Here is a 16,765-nt window from a genome sequence, read left to right as displayed (position 1 = left end):
GAATTACTGGGTTTATTTTTAGGTGAGCTACGACCTATAATGACAGGCCAAGCGAGTTCGTGGTTGCCATTCCAGCGGCAGTCAATCAGAATAACCACACCTTCGAGAATGCGAATAAATAGAATATGGCAGACAACAACCAAGCGTTAAAAAAGGCCGGGCTCAAGATCACCTTGCCCCGAGTCAAAATCCTGGAAATCCTGCAACAGCCGGACTGCCAGCACACCAGTGCGGAAGATCTGTACAAACGACTGATCGACCAGGGTGAAGAGATTGGTCTCGCTACCGTATATCGCGTTCTCAACCAGTTTGATGATGCCGGTATTGTTACCCGTCACCACTTCGAAGGGGGCAAGTCGGTGTTCGAACTGGCCACCCAGGAACACCACGACCACCTGGTCTGCCTCGACTGCGGCAAGGTGATCGAGTTCTCCGACGAGGTGATCGAACAGCGCCAGCGCGATATCGCCCAGCAGCACAACATCCGGCTGACCAATCACAGCCTCTATCTGTACGGCCACTGCGCCGCCGGCGAGTGCAAGCACGAAGATTGACCCGCCAGATAGAGACAATAAAAAAGCCAGCATCACGCTGGCTTTTTTGTGTCCGTCATTTAGAGCCCGTTTATGGTCTTGCTCCGAGGTCGTGATCAAGAAAAGGCAGGGTCTCCCCTGCCCTCTTCTGTTATCAGGCCTCGGCCTTGCCCCACACGTCGCGCAGGGCCACGGTGCGGTTGAACACCAGATGCTCCGGGCTGGAGAGCTTGTTGTCGGCGCAGAAGTAACCTTCACGCTCGAACTGGTAAGCCTGCTCCGGCTTGGCGTTCTTCAGGGAGGCCTCGACACGGGCACCCTCGATGATCACCAGGGAGTCCGGGTTCAGGGCCGCTTCGAAGTCCTCTTCGGCGCCCGGGTTCGGCACCTTGAACAGACGGTCGTAGAGGCGCACTTCGGCCGGCAGGGAGTGAGTGGCGCTGACCCAGTGGATCACCCCTTTCACCTTGCGACCATCGGCCGGATCCTTGCCCAGGGTCTCGGGATCGTAAGAGCAGTAGATGCAGGTGACCTTGCCATCGGCATCCTTCTCGACCCGCTCGGCCTTGATGACGTAGGCATTGCGCAGGCGCACTTCCTTGCCCAGCACCAGTCGCTTGAACTGCTTGTTGGCTTCTTCTTTGAAATCCGCTTCATCGATGAGGATCTCGCGGGTGAAGGGAAGCGTACGGGTGCCCATCTCGGTATTGCTCGGGTGGGCCGGGGCAGTCAGCACTTCGTCGGCGGCCAGATTCTCGATGACCACCTTGACCGGGTGCAGCACGGCCATGGCACGCGGGGCGTTCTCGTTGAGATCTTCGCGGATGCAGGCTTCCAGCATGCTCATCTCGACGATGTTGTCCTGCTTGGTCACGCCGATGCGCTTGCAGAACTCGCGGATGGAGGCCGGGGTATAGCCACGACGACGCAGACCGGAGACGGTCAGCATGCGCGGATCGTCCCAACCGTCCACGTGCTTCTCGGTCACCAGCAGGTTCAGCTTGCGCTTGGACATGACGGTGTATTCGAGGTTCAGCCGGGAGAACTCGTACTGACGGGGGTGGCAGTCGATGGTGATGTTGTCCAGCACCCAGTCGTACAGGCGACGGTTGTCCTGGAACTCCAGCGTACAGATGGAGTGGGTGATCCCTTCCAGGGCGTCCGAGATGCAGTGAGTGAAGTCATACATCGGGTAGATGCACCACTTGTCACCGGTCTGGTGGTGGTGGGCAAACTTGATGCGATAGATGACGGGATCGCGCATCACCATGAAGGGAGATGCCATGTCGATCTTGGCGCGCAGGCAGGCAGCGCCTTCGGCAAACTCGCCGTTCTTCATCTTCTCGAACAGGGCCAGGTTCTCGGCCACCGAACGATCGCGGAACGGGCTGTTCTTGCCCGGCGCGGTCAGGGTGCCACGGTATTCGCGCATCTGCTCGGCAGAGAGCTCGTCCACGTAGGCCAGGCCCTTCTCGATGAGCTCAACGGCATAGCCGTGCAGCTTGTCGAAATAGTCGGAGGAGTAGCAGATCTCGCCGTTCCACTGGAAGCCGAGCCACTGCACGTCCTGCTTGATGGACTCAACGTACTCGATATCTTCCTTCACCGGGTTGGTGTCGTCAAAGCGCAGGTTGCACTGGCCCTGGTAGTCGCGGGCGATGCCGAAGTTCAGGCAGATGGACTTGGCGTGACCGATATGGAGATAACCGTTCGGCTCGGGCGGAAAACGGGTATGCACGCTGCTGTGCTTACCGCTGGCCAGATCTTCATCAATGATCTGACGAATAAAGTTAGTTGGGCTGTTCGCCTGACTCATGGCTCACCTCAAAAATGCGTCACTGGCGGAAGTTGTGCCGGCTGGCACCCTCATACCCCCGCCGTCAAGCCGGATATGATCCCTCATTACGCGCCCTGTCTCAACCTGAATTTGCCCGTTTCGGGGTACTGGCGCCGCAAAACGCCCTGCACTGGTGGCCGGTTTGACTGACTGACGAAAAAAAGACCCCGCGCGAGGCGGGGTTCAAGGTGATGAAAAAACAAAAACAGACAATACACACACACAACAAAGGCTCACACTCACAGTCAACCTTTCCCAAGGCCGATGCGTTATCGGGCTTGGGAAAGGCGGGTCTTGCGACCCACCTTGCGTTATGGATTGAAGGCTATCAGTTCAGCTCGGTGACGCGGCTGGTGCGCTTGCCATCGAAGCTGGTGGTACGCAGGTAAACCTTGCCATCCACGGTCGGCTTGGCGGCAGCGTCGTAGGCGCTCCAGCTCTTGCCATCCAGGCTGTACTGGATGGGCAGACCCGGCAGATCCACGTTCGCTTCCAGCACGCCGTTCACTACCTTGGCACCCGGTACGGAGAGGCGGTATTCCACCCCGGCCTGGTCCAGTTTCGGCAGCACGCGCTGACCCAGCACGTTGGCGAACTGGTTCCACTCCTTGTTCAGGGTGGCCTTGTTGACGAACTTGGTGGTACCGGAGAACTCGCGGTTCTTCACGTAGTCCAGCTCGAAGCCGCCCTTGTGCCAGGCACGCTCGGCCATGGAGAAGATACGCGGGTAGACCATGTACTCGTATTGCGCGTCGGTACGCACGGTTTCGCTCCACTGCTGACCGGAGATCCCCTTGAACTTGACCGGATCCTGGTCACCCTTGGCCACGAAGGCGTTGCCGTCGCGGTCAACCGAGGTCTCGGCGTTCTGCGGCAGGTTTTCCGGGGCGAAGGCGAACACCTTGCGGGTGTCGTTGAAGCGGGTGGCCCAGTAGTAGCCGCGCTCGGCCGGGTGTACCTCGTTCGGGAAGTCGAAGTAGAGGTAATCCGGGTTGGAGAGCACCACGTCATAGCCCTTGTGCGCCCACTTCATCGCTTCGTTGAAGCCACCCCAGTAGAGGGTTTCCCAGAAGTTGACCCGGGTCTTGTCGGTGGCGAATACGCTGGCATCCTTGGCGTACTTCAGACCATCTTCCCACGCCTGCAGGGTGGAGAAGCCGTGGCCCTTGACCATTTCGCTCACTTCCTTGGCGAAGTAGACCGGCAGCTCGGCCACGTCCTTGATCTTGCCATCGTCGATCATCTTCTGGCACATCGGAGACTTGCCGAACGGTTTGTCCTGCTTGCTGGAGTCGACGTTGCCCTTCCAGGCGACCAGCTCTTCTTTCTTGGTGACGGCCGGATCCTGGTAACCACCGCCCTGCATGATGTTCTTCGCCTCATCACCACCGTAGTGCCAGGCGGTCAGCGGCTGGCCGGCGGCCTGGTGCATCTGGGCCACTTCGTCCATCACCTTGGCCACGAAGGTAGCGGCGCCCGGCTGGCAGGGGTTGATGAAGGACATCTTGTCGTAGAACTGCACCGAAGTGACGTTGGAGGTATCGGCCGGGTCGGTCAGACGGAACTGGTTGGCTTCGGTCTCTTTACCTTCAGCCATCAGGCGCTTGTAACGCGCTTCCATGGAGACCACGGCAGCACGGGCGTGCGCCGGCATGTTGATCTCGGGGATCACGGTCACGCCGCGGGCCTTGGCATACCGTACCAGGTCGATGTAGTCGGCCTTGCTGTAGAAACCTGAACCCTGGTTGTCGCTGGTCGGGCCGGAACCCAGCTGCGGCATCAGGCACTTGGTTTCGGACTCGTCGTGGCAACGCTGGCTGCCGACGTCGGTCAGCTCCGGCAGACCCGGGATCTCCAGACGCCAGCCTTCATCGTTGGTCAGCCCCAGGTGCAGCACGTTGAGCTTCATGGCGGACATCTGATCCACCAGCTTCTTCAGGGTCTCAGGGCTTCTGAAGTGACGGGCCACGTCGGTCTGCATACCACGGTATTCAAAGCGCGGCGCATCCTCGACGTGCATCTGGCTGACCAGCTTGTCGTTGACACCCAGGAGGGAGATCAGGGACTGGGCCCCCCAGAAAGCGCCTTCGATGTCGTGACCCTGCACCACAGTGCCTTTCTGGCCGATGGTCATGTCGTAGCCTTCGGCCTGCTTGAGCTTGCTGCCGAGCTTGATGGTCACTGGGTAGCCGGTGTCGGAGAGGGTAACACCCAGCTTGGTCAGTTGAGCCTTCAGGGCTTCGGCGCGATCGCTCGGCAGGTCCAGGGCATTGAGCTTGATGGTGGAGAAGTCGACCTGCGGGCCGGCCTTGACCACCTGCTTCATCGGGGTCGGCAGGATCTGGTTGTCGACCTTGCCAGCCGGCAGCAAGCTGCTGGTCTGGTTGGCGGCGAAACGGGTTTCGCTGTTCATCAGGATGTTGTTGTCATCCTTGGTGCGCTTCCAGCCGTCGGCCGGCATCGGCTTCTCGTAGGTGGTGGCATCGTCGATGTTGCTCATGCTGGCCAGCACTTTCGGCTCGGCCCCTTCGCTGGCGACATACCAGTTCGGCATGATGTCAGATTCGAACAGTACCCAGTACTCCACCACCAACGGCACTTCGACCGTGGCATCCTTGGCAAAGCCCTGGAACTTCTCGGTCGGCGTCAAACGATAAAGGTCGCCGGTCAGGTGGGTGATGGTGAACTGGTCGTTGTCCACCCGCTGGATGCGACGGATGGAGGAGACATAGATGCTCCAGTCTTTGGAGGTGACGTCAGCACCGGTATTGGTCAGGTGCAGCTTGGCAACGCCGCAGCTCGCCCACTCGGAGCCCAGCGCCTGGCAGTCGAGGCCGGCACCGGCACCGTCGTTGGTGACGACTTCGTACTTGACGACGAGGTTGCTGGCGAGGGCGTCGACCACGGCTTGCTTGGCGGCATCGGCTGCCTGTACCTGGCTGACGAAAACGGTAGACATGGCAATGGCTAACAGAGAATGTTTCAAGTTCATAACTGCTGCTCTCATTTGAAGTAAAGGTTGGATTTTCTTGGCTTTTTTTATATGGGGCCCCGAGGCGGGGCCCTTAGTTATGTCAACAATGGACTTAGACTTGAGGCGAGCTTGGCGCCCGATTAACGCAGGGCCTTCATCTCACCGGCGATGATTTCGGCCAATGGGCCCAGAATCACCTGCAGGTTCTGCTCACCGAGCTTGACCACACCGGCCGCGCCCAGGGCTTTGAGCTTGCGCTCGTCAACGATGCTGCGGTCTTTCAGGGTCAGACGCAGACGGGTGATGCAGGCATCGATGGTCACCAGGTTCTCCTGACCGCCCAGCACTTCCAGATACTGGCGTGCCAGTTCGGTACGGTCGGTGGTCTGAGCCTGTGCCGGTACTGCTTCATCATCTTCACGACCCGGGGTTTTCAGGTTGAACTTGACGATGACGGCGCGGAACACCACGTAGTAGAGACCGAAGAACACCAGGCCTTGTACCAGCAGCATGTACCAATGGGTCGCCAGCGGGTTGCGGCTGGAGAGCACCATATCCACCAGACCGGCACTGAAGCCGAAGCCAGCAATCCACTGCATAGAGGCAGCGATGAACACGGACAGACCGGTCAGCAGGGCGTGGATGACGTACAGCACCGGTGCCACGAACATGAAAGAGAACTCGAGCGGCTCGGTCACCCCGGTGAAGAAGGCGGCAAAGGCGGCTGCGATCATGATGGACGCAACTTTCTCTTTGTTCTCTTTCTTGGCGGAGTGGTAGATGGCCAGCGCGGCACCCGGCAGACCGAACATCATGATCGGGAAGAAGCCAGCCTGATACATGCCGGTCACACCCACGATGCCCTTGCCGGCGTCGATGGAGGACTGGCCGCCCAGGAAGTTCGGGATGTCGTTGATGCCGGCCACGTCGAACCAGAATACGGAGTTCAGGGCATGGTGCAGACCGACAGGGATCAGCAGGCGGTTGAAGAAGGCGTAGATACCGGCGCCGGTGGAACCCAGGCTGACGATGGATTCACCAAAGCTCACCAGACCACCGTAAATGACCGGCCAAACGGCCATCAGGATGAAGGAGACGACGATCATCACCACGGAGGTTACGATCGGCACCAGACGGCGGCCGGAGAAGAAGGCCAGCGCCTTGTGCAGTTCCACGCTGCTGAAGCGGTTGTAGAGCTCAGCGGCGATGACACCACACAGGATACCGACGAACTGGTTGCTGATCTTGGCAAAGGCAGCCGGGACCTGATCGGCCGGGATACCCTTGATCTGGGCAACGGCGCCCGGGCTCAGCAGCGTGGTCACCACCAGGAAACCGACCAGACCGGCCAGCGCGGCAGAACCGTCTTTGTCTTTGGACATACCATAGGCGACACCGACAGCGAACAGCACGGGCATGCTGTCGATGATGGCTGCGCCGGCCTTGATCAGGAACGCGGCGACAGGACTGCCACCACCCCAACCATTCGGGTCAATCCAGTAGCCAATCCCCATCAGGATCGCGGCGGCAGGCAATACCGCTACCGGCACCATCAGGGCACGGCCGATCTTTTGCAAATAACCGAGAATGTTCACGGTTCCTCTCCTTAGTTAATGTTTTTCTAGAAATTAAGTGCTTATCACGTTTGACGCATAAGCCATCAAGGCTTGATTGGCAGTCTAGGGCTTTTATTTCGCTGCGCAAATTAATAAACCTATAATCGTGATCATTATCACCCAAACGAGATAAAGGTGGCGGATAGATGTGGCTTAGTTCGCAATCTTTATTTACGCTATAAAACAACTTGAATCCGTCCTAGTCTATTTGCCGCCGACATCCCGGCAGCAACCCGTACAGAGGTATCTACAATGCGCCTGATCCCGTTGAAATCTGCCAGCCAAGTGGGCCTGTGGTCTGCCCGTTACATCGTTGACCGTATCAATGGGTTCAAACCCACTGCCGAGCGCCCCTTCGTACTGGGTCTGCCCACTGGCGGCACCCCGCTCAACACTTACAAGCGCCTGATTGAACTGCATAAAGCCGGTGAAGTGAGCTTCCAGAACGTGGTCACCTTCAACATGGACGAGTACGTCGGCCTGCCGGAAGATCACCCGGAGAGCTACCACAGCTTCATGCACAACAACTTCTTCAGCCACATCGACATTCGCCCCGAGAACATCAACATCCTCAACGGCAACGCGCCGGATCTGGTGGCCGAGTGCAAGCGCTATGAAGACAAAATCAAGTCCTACGGCAAGATCCACCTGTTCATGGGCGGTGTCGGCAACGACGGTCACATCGCGTTCAACGAGCCGGCCTCATCCCTCTCCTCCCGCACCCGGGTCAAGACCCTGACCGAAGACACCCGCATCGCCAACTCCCGCTTCTTTGGCGGCGACATGGAGCAGGTGCCCAAGCTGGCGTTGACCGTGGGTGTCGGCACCCTGATGGATGCCGAGGAGATCATGATCCTGGTGACCGGTCACGGCAAGGCCCAGGCCCTGCAGGCCGCGGTGGAAGGCAGCGTCAACCACATGTGGACCATCTCCACCCTGCAGCTCCATCCGAAGGGAATGATGGTGTGTGACGAGCCCTCCACCATGGAGCTCAAGGTCAAGACAGTGCGTTACTTCCAGCAGCTCGAAGCCGCCAACATCGGCCGTCTGTAAGGAGTCACCATGTACGCATTGACCAACTGCACCCTCTACACCGGCAGCTGCGTGCTGACCGGTTACGGGGTGGTCCTCGAGGGCGACAAGATTGTCGCCATCTCCCGCCTGGCCGAACTGCCGGCCGGCATCGAACGCATTGATCTCAAGGGTGCCAACCTCTGCGCCGGTTTCATCGACGTCCAGCTCAACGGCTGTGGCGGCGTCATGTTCAACGGCCACATCACCACCCAGACCCTGGCGACCATGCAGGCCGCCAACCTGAAATCCGGTACCACCAGCTTCCTGCCGACCCTGATCACCAGTCCGGATGCAGATATGAAGCAGGCCGTCGCCGTCACCCGCGACTACATGGCTGCACACCCCAACGAGGTACTGGGCGTCCATCTGGAAGGGCCCTATACCAACCTCAAGCGCAAGGGGATCCACCCGGCCGAGCAGATCCGCCAGCCCGCCGACGAGATGATCGACTTCTTCTGCGCCAACGCAGATGCCATCGCCAAGATCACCCTGGCGCCGGAACGCAACAAGCCGGAGCACATCCGCCGGCTGGTGGAGGCCGGCATTCTGGTCTCCGCGGGCCATACCGCCGCCAACTATGACCAGGCGATGGCCGGGTTCGACAACGGCATCCGCTTTGCCACCCACCTCTACAACGCCATGACTCCGACCGTGAACGGCCGCGAGCCGGGCGTGGTCGGAGCCATCTACGATCGCAAGGATGTCTACGCCGGCGTCATCGTCGACGGTCATCACGTGCACTGGGCCAATGTGCGCCTTGCACACAAGATGCTGGGAGAGCGACTGGTGCTGGTCACCGACGCGACCGCACCGGCAGGGGCACCGGAAGGCTTTGAGAAGTTTGATTTTTGTGGCGCAACAGTCTATTTCCGCGATGGTCAGTGCGTCGACGAGAATGGTACACTCGGCGGCTCTGCCCTCACCATGATTGAGGGGGTGGAGAATCTGGTCAAACAGGTCGGATTACCGCTCGATGAAGCACTGAGAATGGCCACCCTTTACCCTGCTCGCGCCATTGGATGGGACTCACGTCTCGGTAGTATCCAGGTCGGAAAAATAGCCAACCTGACTGTCTTTGATCAGGCCTTCACGGTCTGCGGGACCGTGGTTAACGGACACTACACAACACAGTGACACTATGACTGGCGGACAAATAGCAAACGTAGATCTTATCAAGCAGGTCAACAGTGCAGCCGTGTATCGGCTCATCGACCTGCAGGGGCCCATCTCGCGGGTCAAAATTGCCGAGTTGAGTCAGCTGGCCCCGGCCAGCGTGACCAAGATAACCCGGCAACTGATCGAGCATGGCCTGATCAAGGAGACCTCGCCGCAAGCCTCCACCGGCGGACGGCGCGCCATCTCCCTGACCACCATCAAGCATCGCTTCCAGTTTGTGTCCGCCAAGCTCGGCCGCGGCTACCTGCAGCTCGCCCTGTATGACCTCGACGGCAAGGAGCTCGATCAGCACATCACCCAGGTGACCGAGATCGAGCAACAACCGGTGGTCGACATGCTGCTGCGGGAGATCGGTGCCTTCATCGACTCCCAGCAGGATCGCAGCCGCAACCTCATCAGCATCGCGCTGACCATGCCGGGTCTGGTCAATCCGGAATCGGGCATGGTCATCTACACCCCCAAGTACCAGATCCGCAATCTGGCGCTGGCCAAGCTGTTGGAAAACCACTTCAACCTGCCTTGCTACGTGGGCAACGATACCCGCTCGCTGGCACTGGCCGAACACTTCTTCGGCGAGTCCCGCGACTGCATGGACTCCATCCTGGTGAGCGTCCACCAGGGGGCAGGCTCGGGCATCATCACCAAGGGCAAGGTGTTCCTCGGCCAGAACCGCAACGTCGGCGAGATCGGCCACATCCAGGTCGAGCCGCTCGGCAAGCGCTGCCACTGCGGCAACTTCGGCTGCCTGGAGACCATCGCCTCCAACGAGGCCATCGTAGACAAGGTGAAGGAGCTCATCAGCCGCGGCCACCTGAGCTCGCTGCAGGAGAAGCACATCACCATCCAGGAGGTGTGCAAGGCGGCCATGGCCGGTGACGAGCTGGCCCGCAGCGTGATCGAGAACGTGGGTGAGCATCTGGGACGGGCGGTGGCCATCACGGTCAACCTGTTCAACCCGCAGAAGGTACTGATCGCGGGCGAAATCACCGCCGCTGAAGAGATCCTGTTCCCGGCCATTCGCCGCTGCGTGGAGCACCAGTCGCTGCCGAGTTTCCATCGCGGCCTGCCCATCGTGAAGGCACGCTTCCAGAATCAACCCACCGTCGGCGGTTTCGCGCTGGTGAAGCGGGCCCTGCTGGAAGGGGATCTGCTGCAGATCATCATGGAGCAGAAGTAAGGCCGAGGCCTTGCGAAATAAAAAACGGCAGCCAGTGGCTGCCGTTTTTATTGATAGATTCTTCAAGCGTAGGTTCGATTAGCCTCATAGTGGCGTAATCGGACGCGGTGATTCACCCCGCCCGGCACGGTTTGAACAGATCCAGCGCACCGTCATATACCTGGGTCTGCACATCCATGATGCCGAGCATGGAGTGGGGCAACAGATTGTCTGTGCCGCGCCACCGTTTTTACCCATTCATCCAGCCCGGCACGGTTTGAACAGATCCAGCGCCCCGTCATACACCTGGGTCTGCACATCCATGATGCCGAGCATGGAGTGGAACAGGTTGTCGTGGGAGAAGCGCTTGCTGGCCGCCTCCTGCTGCAGACAGGTCATATCCAGCTGGCGATCGGCCTGCAACTGGGGGGAAAACCAGGTCATCAGCGGCACCCGGGTCTGATCGTCCGGGGCGAACTTGTAGGGGGTGCCGTGCAGGTAGAGCCCCATGGCGCCGAGAGATTCGCCGTGATCCGACAGATAGACCAGCCCCACGTTGTAATCCTGCTCCAGCGTCTTGAGCTTGTCGATGAGACGGGCCACCACCTTGTCGGTGTAACGGATGGTGTTGTCATAGGTGTTGACCAGCTCTTCATTGGTGCAGTTTTCGATGTCGCTGCGCGGGCAGTCCGGCACGAAGGTCCGTTCACTGGCGGGATAGCGGCGATAGTAGGTCGGACCGTGGCTGCCCATCAGATGGAAGGCCACCAGCTTGTTGCCCTTCATCTGCGCGATCTGCCGATCCAGCCCCTCCAGCATCACCTCGTCGTAGCAGGAACCTCCCTGGCAATACTGGGGAAAATCCTTGGCCTCGATTTCGATGGTGGGCACGTTCTTGCACACTCCCTTGCAACCGCCGTCGTTCTCCTTCCAGAGCACGGAGACCCCGGCGTGCTGCAGCACATCCAGCATGCCGTCGCGGGACTGGGCCAGGGTGTCATCATAGCCGCGCCGCGTCAGGTTGGAGAACATGCAGGGCACCGAAACCGCGGTGGCGGTGCCGCAGGAGCGCACGTTGCGAAATGAGACCATGCCCGATTCCCGCGCGGTGAAGCTGTTGGTGGCCTTGCCGTAACCGTTGAGAGAGTAGTTCTGGCTGCGCGCCGTCTCCCCCACCACCAGGAACATCAGGGTCGGCTTGCCGCCCTGCCCCACCACCCTGGCATCGGTGCCCAACGGCTGATACGGGATCGGAGTCGCAAACAGGATGTCGGTGGCGTAGCGATAGAGGCCGTGCACATAGTTGGCGGGCACTATCTCCTTGCCGAGAGACTTGTTGTTGCGCCCGACCGAGGCGTAATCCTGGTAATAGAGCGCCGCCACCCCCACCAGAAACAGCAGGGACAGGGCGATGGAGCCAAGCCGCAGGCCCAGCCCCTTATACCAGGGACGGGGATACTCTATCTTCACCCACAGTAGGGCCAGCGCCGGCAGCAGGCCGGTCAGCACGAACCAGAGCAGGATGGAGGCATTGAAGTAGGAGGCCGCCTCCCCCGTGTTGGTCTCGACGATGTTCTGCACCATGCTCACGTCGAAGATGACGCCGTATTTGAGCATGGCGTAGCTGACCACGGATCCCATCAGGATCAGCAGCACGAAGAAGGGCTTGAGCAGATAGCGGAAGGTAAAGGGCAGGAACACCGCGTTGAGCGCGGCCAGCAGCACGAAGGGGATCGAGAGGGCGAAGCCCGTCTTGACGTGTTCCAGCCTGGTGAGAATGGTGTAAAAGTGCAGGAAAATGGGCCAGTTGAATACCAGTGCAAACAACAGCACCAGCAACAGATTCACCTTCATCACACCCAGGGTGATGCGCATAACGATACTCCGACAAACCAGGCAGGACAGGGGCCACAGAGGGCACCTCTTGTTGCAGTCTCGCTTGCCGATCCCTCCTCCCGAGGTGATGGCGGCAAGGGGCAGCGAGGCCCGGACACGGCAGGCAGCTTAAAAAGCCAAACTTAAGGGAAAATTAAGGCGGGCAATGCCATGGCCGGCACGGCCTTCAGGCGTCAGGCCATCACAAGAAAAACGGCAGCCGAGGCTGCCGTTTTAACGGGGGCGAACAGAGCGTCGCCACCTGAGTGTTCACGAACCGGGTTACAGGGTCGCGGCGACTTCGTCGGAGATGGAGCCGTTGTGGTACACCTCCTGCACGTCGTCCAGATCTTCCAGCATGTCGATGAGGCGCATCAGCTTGGGCGCGGTCTCGGCATCCAGCTCGGCTTCGGTGGACGGGATCATGGTCACTTCGGCGCTCTGGGGCTTGAAGCCGGCGGCTTCCAGACCATCGAGCACGGTGCCGAAATCGTTCGGGGTGGTATACACCTCGATGGAGCCATCCTCTTCGGTCACCACGTCGTCGGCACCGGCTTCCAGGGCGGCATCCATCAGGGCATCTTCATCGACGCCCACGAAGGTCAGCAGCCCTTTCTTGCTGAACAGATAGGCAACAGAGCCATCGGTGCCCAGGTTGCCACCGCACTTGCTGAAGGCGTGACGCACTTCGGCAACGGTACGGTTGCGGTTGTCGGTCAGGCACTCCACCATGACGGCAGAGCCGGCCGGGCCGTAACCTTCGTACACGATGGTCTCGAGCTGTTCGCCATCGCCACCGCCGGCGCCACGCTGGATGGCACGGTTGATGGTGTCGCGGGTCATGTTGCCGGTCAGGGCAGCCGCCACCGCCGCCCGCAGGCGCGGGTTGTTGGCAGGATCGGCATCACCCAGACGCGCGGAGGTGGTGATTTCGCGGATCAGCTTGGTGAAGATCTTGCCGCGCTTGGCGTCTTGCGCCGCCTTGCGGTGTTTGATGTTGGCCCATTTACTGTGACCTGCCATAGGGACTCTCCGTTATTTTTGAATTTCAGTAACACTGGTCATGACTAATGCAAGGGAAAGGCCGCATTGCTGCGGCCTTTGCTGCCGGTAACGGCTTATTCATCACCCTTGACGGTGGTCGCAATCGCCAGCTCGCCCAGTTGGGCGGCGTTGGCAAAGCTGGGGGCGTCTGTCATCAGACAGGCGGCCGCCGTGGTTTTCGGGAAGGCAATCACGTCCCGGATGTTTTCAGTACCGGTCAGCAGCATGCTCAGACGGTCCAGGCCGAAGGCCAGGCCGGCGTGCGGCGGGGTACCGTACTTCAGGGCGTCCAGCAGGAAGCCGAACTTCAGGCGCTGCTCGGCCGGGGTAATCCCCAGGATGTCGAACACGGTGGCCTGCATCTCGCTGTTGTGGATACGGACAGAACCGCCACCCACTTCGTAGCCGTTGATCACCATGTCGTAAGCGTTGGCGTAAGCGCCTACCGGGTTGGCTTTCAGCTGCTCCGGGCTCAGGCCGCTCGGCGCGGTGAACGGGTGGTGCATGGCAGCCAGACCGCCTTCGCCATCTTCTTCAAACATCGGGAAGTCGATGACCCACAGCGGCTTCCAGCTGTTCTCCAGCAGGCCCAGATCACGGCCCACTTTCAGGCGCAGGGCGCCCATGGCATCGCACACCACTTTCTTGGAGTCGGCACCAAAGAAGATGATGTCGCCGTCGGCCGCACCGGTACGGGCCAGGATCTCGCGCACGATGGCGTCGGAGAGGAACTTGGCCACCGGGGACTGTACCCCTTCGATGCCATTGGCCGCTTCGTTGACCTTCATCCAGGCCAGGCCCTTGGCACCGTAAATGCCGACGAACTTGGTGTACTCGTCGATCTGCTTGCGAGAGAGCTCGGCGCCGCCCGGTACTTTCAGGGCAGCCACGCGGCCTTTCGGATCGTTGGCGGGGCCGGCAAACACGGCGAACTCGACCGCGGTCAGCAGATCTGCCACATCGACCAGCTCCATCGGCAGACGCAGGTCCGGCTTGTCGGAGCCGTAGCGACGCATGGCTTCGTCGAAGGTCATGATCGGGAAGTCGCCCAGATCCACGTTCAGGATGTGCAGCCACAGTTTGCGGATCATCTCTTCCATGATTTCACGCACTTGCGGCGCGGTCATGAAGGAGGTTTCCACGTCGATCTGGGTGAATTCCGGCTGGCGGTCGGCACGCAGGTCTTCGTCGCGGAAGCACTTGACGATCTGGTAGTAGCGGTCGAAGCCGGACATCATCAGCAACTGCTTGAACAGCTGCGGGGATTGCGGCAGGGCGTAGAACTTGCCCTTGTGCACGCGGCTCGGCACCAGGTAGTCACGGGCCCCTTCCGGGGTGGCCTTGGTCAGCATCGGGGTCTCGATGTCGAGGAAGCCGTGCTCGTCCATGAAGCGGCGCACGAAGGCACTGGCCTTGGCGCGGGTCTTCAGGTACTTGGCCATCTCGGGGCGACGCAGGTCCAGGTAGCGATACTTGAGGCTCACCTCTTCGCTGTTGACCTGGTTGAAGTCCAGCGGCAGCGGCTCGGCACGGTTGATGATGGTCAGCTCGTGGGCAAACACCTCGATGGCACCGGTGGCCATGTCGCTGTTGCGCTGGGAGTCGGGACGGGTGCGCACCACGCCGGAGACCTGAATGCAGAATTCGCCGCGCAGTTCGGAGGCCAGGGCAAAGGCGTCCGGTTTGTCCGGATCGAAGAACACCTGCACGATCCCTTCCCGGTCGCGCATGTCGATAAAGATGAGGCCGCCCAGATCGCGACGACGATGGACCCAACCGCACAATGTAATGGTCTGCCCTGCATGGGCCTCATTGACCTGTCCGCAATAGATAGAGCGCATGGACTTCTTCCTTCGAATTTGTAGAGAGACGGTTAACCTGGGTCGCCGGGCACGACTGGCAAGCACCGTCTGTCTCACAGCTGGCCAGATCCTGTTCTTGCCCGGTTTGAAATCTGTCTCGTACCGTCCGACCGCCGGGATCGGACACCTGCCGCCGATATCGGCTCGACCAGAGGCGGCTGGCAAGCGGCCGGGTTGTCGGGCGGAGGGCATCGGCAAGCGATTGTTGTTTGGCCGCATCATGGCCGCTGCCGTCGTCACAATATGCGTACAGCGGCGTGAGTCACAACAAATTGGCAAACAAAAGGGCTGGCATTATAGAGGAAAACCCCCATTTGGGTAAAATGGCCAGCAGCCTCCTTTGCCCTGTTTTTTACATCCCGGGGCAAAAAAGGGGGGTAAAACGAGATAAACCCGCAGACAGGATCCCTCATGAGCCTCTTTTTGGGCCTGCCACAATGGTCTCACCCGGCCTGGCCAGGTCACTTGCTGGGCGTGGGCGCCAAGCCCGCCGAGCACCTAGCCCACTATGCCCGGGTATTCAACACGGTGGAAGGCAATACCACCTTCTACGCCTCGCCGACCCCCGACACGGTCCGGCGCTGGGCCGATGCGGTGCCTGCCCACTTTCGTTTCAGCTTCAAGTTTCCGCAAACCATCAGCCACCAGAGCGATCTGGTGAGCGCCGACAAGCAAGTGAGCGACTTCATCCGCCTGCTGGAGCCCTTGCATGACAAGCTGGGGCTGCTCAAGCTGCAGCTGCCCGCCCGCTTCGGCCCACAGGGACTGCCCCGTCTGGCGGCCTTTTTCGAACGGCTGCCGCCGGCGTTTCGCTATGCCCTCGAGGTGCGCCACCCCGATTTCTTCGCCAAGGGCGAGGCGGAGCGGCAGTTGAACCGGCTGCTGATGGAGAGAGGCATCAACCGCATCATGCTCGACAGCCGGCCGTTGTTCTCGGTGCCGGCCACCACGGCAGCCATGATCGATGCCCAGGGCAAGAAGCCGAGACTGCCGGTGCACCTGCTGGCCACCGCCAATGCCCCCGTGGTGCGGCTCATCGGCCTGCCGGATCCGGCCGCCAACCACCCCTTCCTGCCAGGCTGGCTTCCCCACTGGCGCCAGTGGCTGGCGGAGGGAAAAGATCTCTACCTCTTTATACATACGGCCGACAACGCCCAATCCCCCGAGCTGGCCCGTCAGGTTGCCCGCCTGCTGGGGGAGGAGATGGCCCCCTGGCCGGGGGAAAACGATCGCGCGCACCAAGGCGTGCTGCCCTTTTAGTCAGCCGCCTCACCCCGCCTTCCCCACCGCGAAAAAAAGCCGTTTTTTTGTGGCTGGACGGGGCTTGGCGTCAAGACAAACGCCGACCTTTCCTCTACACTAGCGCCCCAAGTAAGGACCCGGACCGCCAGCCCAGCACAATCCGATGCAGGCAGGCATCCGGCGCCATAAACAGGGCCCTGACGCCAGTGCGCTGCAACTCGTTGCCGCAGATGGTGCCGCCCTCAGAAAGGACCAGGATGATGGTCCATTGCGAACGGAACCGGCCCGATGGATCTCAAGGCCCGCCACCCCGTTCGTGAACCGGTGACGACCCGGCCCGGACCGGTGTCACCCAACGATTCAATTGAACAAAACA

The 16,765-nt window shown here is 60.4% G+C and carries 11 protein-coding genes; 5 read left to right on the top strand and 6 right to left on the bottom strand.

Annotated features, from left to right (window positions below; translation table 11 throughout):
* The first annotated feature begins 125 nt into the window (after window positions 1–125).
* Window positions 126–554: a ferric iron uptake transcriptional regulator gene (gene fur, locus AHA_RS07705; protein WP_011705427.1), complete on the top strand. Its 429-nt coding sequence runs from the start codon at window positions 126–128 to the stop codon at window positions 552–554.
* A 133-nt stretch (window positions 555–687) separates the two neighbouring features.
* Here fur and glnS read toward each other — a convergent pair whose 3' ends face one another.
* The 3 genes from glnS to nagE all read right to left on the bottom strand — a co-directional run bounded on the left by glnS (window position 688) and on the right by nagE (window position 6,939).
* The gene (gene glnS, locus AHA_RS07700) at window positions 688–2,349 is read right to left on the bottom strand and encodes a glutamine--tRNA ligase (protein ID WP_011705426.1); all 1,662 of its coding nucleotides are present in this window, start codon (window positions 2,347–2,349) and stop codon (window positions 688–690) included.
* Between the two features lie 349 nt (window positions 2,350–2,698).
* Window positions 2,699–5,362 (bottom strand): beta-N-acetylhexosaminidase, encoded by a 2,664-nt coding sequence (locus AHA_RS07690; protein ID WP_011705425.1) that lies wholly within the window; start codon window positions 5,360–5,362, stop codon window positions 2,699–2,701.
* A gap of 122 nt (window positions 5,363–5,484) precedes the next feature.
* Window positions 5,485–6,939, bottom strand: a complete 1,455-nt coding sequence (gene nagE, locus AHA_RS07685) for an N-acetylglucosamine-specific PTS transporter subunit IIBC (protein WP_011705424.1) — start codon at window positions 6,937–6,939, stop codon at window positions 5,485–5,487.
* 273 nt (window positions 6,940–7,212) lie between these two features.
* Between nagE and nagB the strand changes: the two genes are divergently transcribed.
* Genes nagB through nagC form a run of 3 tightly spaced genes read left to right on the top strand, consistent with a single transcriptional unit; the run spans window position 7,213 to window position 10,387 of the window.
* Window positions 7,213–8,013 (top strand): glucosamine-6-phosphate deaminase, encoded by an 801-nt coding sequence (nagB, locus tag AHA_RS07680; RefSeq protein ID WP_011705423.1) that lies wholly within the window; start codon window positions 7,213–7,215, stop codon window positions 8,011–8,013.
* A 9-nt stretch (window positions 8,014–8,022) separates the two neighbouring features.
* Window positions 8,023–9,168, top strand: coding sequence for an N-acetylglucosamine-6-phosphate deacetylase (gene nagA, locus AHA_RS07675; protein WP_011705422.1), 1,146 nt, complete (start codon window positions 8,023–8,025; stop codon window positions 9,166–9,168).
* A gap of 4 nt (window positions 9,169–9,172) precedes the next feature.
* Window positions 9,173–10,387: a DNA-binding transcriptional regulator NagC gene (gene nagC / locus AHA_RS07670; protein WP_016350209.1), complete on the top strand. Its 1,215-nt coding sequence runs from the start codon at window positions 9,173–9,175 to the stop codon at window positions 10,385–10,387.
* 237 nt (window positions 10,388–10,624) lie between these two features.
* On the opposite strand, the gene AHA_RS07665 is transcribed toward nagC, so the two are convergent.
* From AHA_RS07665 to aspS, 3 genes are all read right to left on the bottom strand, one after another.
* Window positions 10,625–12,241 (bottom strand): phosphoethanolamine transferase, encoded by a 1,617-nt coding sequence (locus AHA_RS07665; RefSeq protein WP_011705420.1) that lies wholly within the window; start codon window positions 12,239–12,241, stop codon window positions 10,625–10,627.
* A gap of 282 nt (window positions 12,242–12,523) precedes the next feature.
* Complete coding sequence (locus AHA_RS07660) at window positions 12,524–13,264, bottom strand: YebC/PmpR family DNA-binding transcriptional regulator (protein WP_011705419.1); 741 nt, start codon at window positions 13,262–13,264, stop codon at window positions 12,524–12,526.
* A 95-nt stretch (window positions 13,265–13,359) separates the two neighbouring features.
* Complete coding sequence (gene aspS, locus AHA_RS07655) at window positions 13,360–15,126, bottom strand: aspartate--tRNA ligase (protein WP_016350206.1); 1,767 nt, start codon at window positions 15,124–15,126, stop codon at window positions 13,360–13,362.
* Window positions 15,127–15,558: 432 nt separating this feature from the next.
* Here aspS and AHA_RS07650 point away from each other — a divergent pair, with 432 nt between their 5' ends.
* Window positions 15,559–16,407 carry a DUF72 domain-containing protein gene (locus AHA_RS07650; protein WP_011705417.1) on the top strand — a complete coding sequence of 283 codons (849 nt, stop codon included), beginning with the start codon at window positions 15,559–15,561 and terminating at the stop codon, window positions 16,405–16,407.
* Window positions 16,408–16,765 lie beyond the last annotated feature (358 nt).

The organism is Aeromonas hydrophila subsp. hydrophila ATCC 7966 (assembly GCF_000014805.1).
Lineage (GTDB): Bacteria > Pseudomonadota > Gammaproteobacteria > Enterobacterales > Aeromonadaceae > Aeromonas > Aeromonas hydrophila.
This window is presented reverse-complemented; position numbering and strand designations above follow the sequence as displayed.

Bases quoted from the DNA above. Each gene is read 5' to 3' on its own strand.
- fur (WP_011705427.1), top strand. From the start codon at position 126: ATGGCAGACAACAACCAAGCGTTAAAAAAGGCCGGGCTCAAGATCACC.
- glnS (WP_011705426.1), bottom strand. From the start codon at position 2,349: ATGAGTCAGGCGAACAGCCCAACTAACTTTATTCGTCAGATCATTGAT.
- AHA_RS07690 (WP_011705425.1), bottom strand. From the start codon at position 5,362: ATGAACTTGAAACATTCTCTGTTAGCCATTGCCATGTCTACCGTTTTC.
- nagB (WP_011705423.1), top strand. From the start codon at position 7,213: ATGCGCCTGATCCCGTTGAAATCTGCCAGCCAAGTGGGCCTGTGGTCT.
- nagA (WP_011705422.1), top strand. From the start codon at position 8,023: ATGTACGCATTGACCAACTGCACCCTCTACACCGGCAGCTGCGTGCTG.
- nagC (WP_016350209.1), top strand. From the start codon at position 9,173: ATGACTGGCGGACAAATAGCAAACGTAGATCTTATCAAGCAGGTCAAC.
- AHA_RS07665 (WP_011705420.1), bottom strand. From the start codon at position 12,241: ATGCGCATCACCCTGGGTGTGATGAAGGTGAATCTGTTGCTGGTGCTG.
- AHA_RS07660 (WP_011705419.1), bottom strand. From the start codon at position 13,264: ATGGCAGGTCACAGTAAATGGGCCAACATCAAACACCGCAAGGCGGCG.
- aspS (WP_016350206.1), bottom strand. From the start codon at position 15,126: ATGCGCTCTATCTATTGCGGACAGGTCAATGAGGCCCATGCAGGGCAG.
- AHA_RS07650 (WP_011705417.1), top strand. From the start codon at position 15,559: ATGAGCCTCTTTTTGGGCCTGCCACAATGGTCTCACCCGGCCTGGCCA.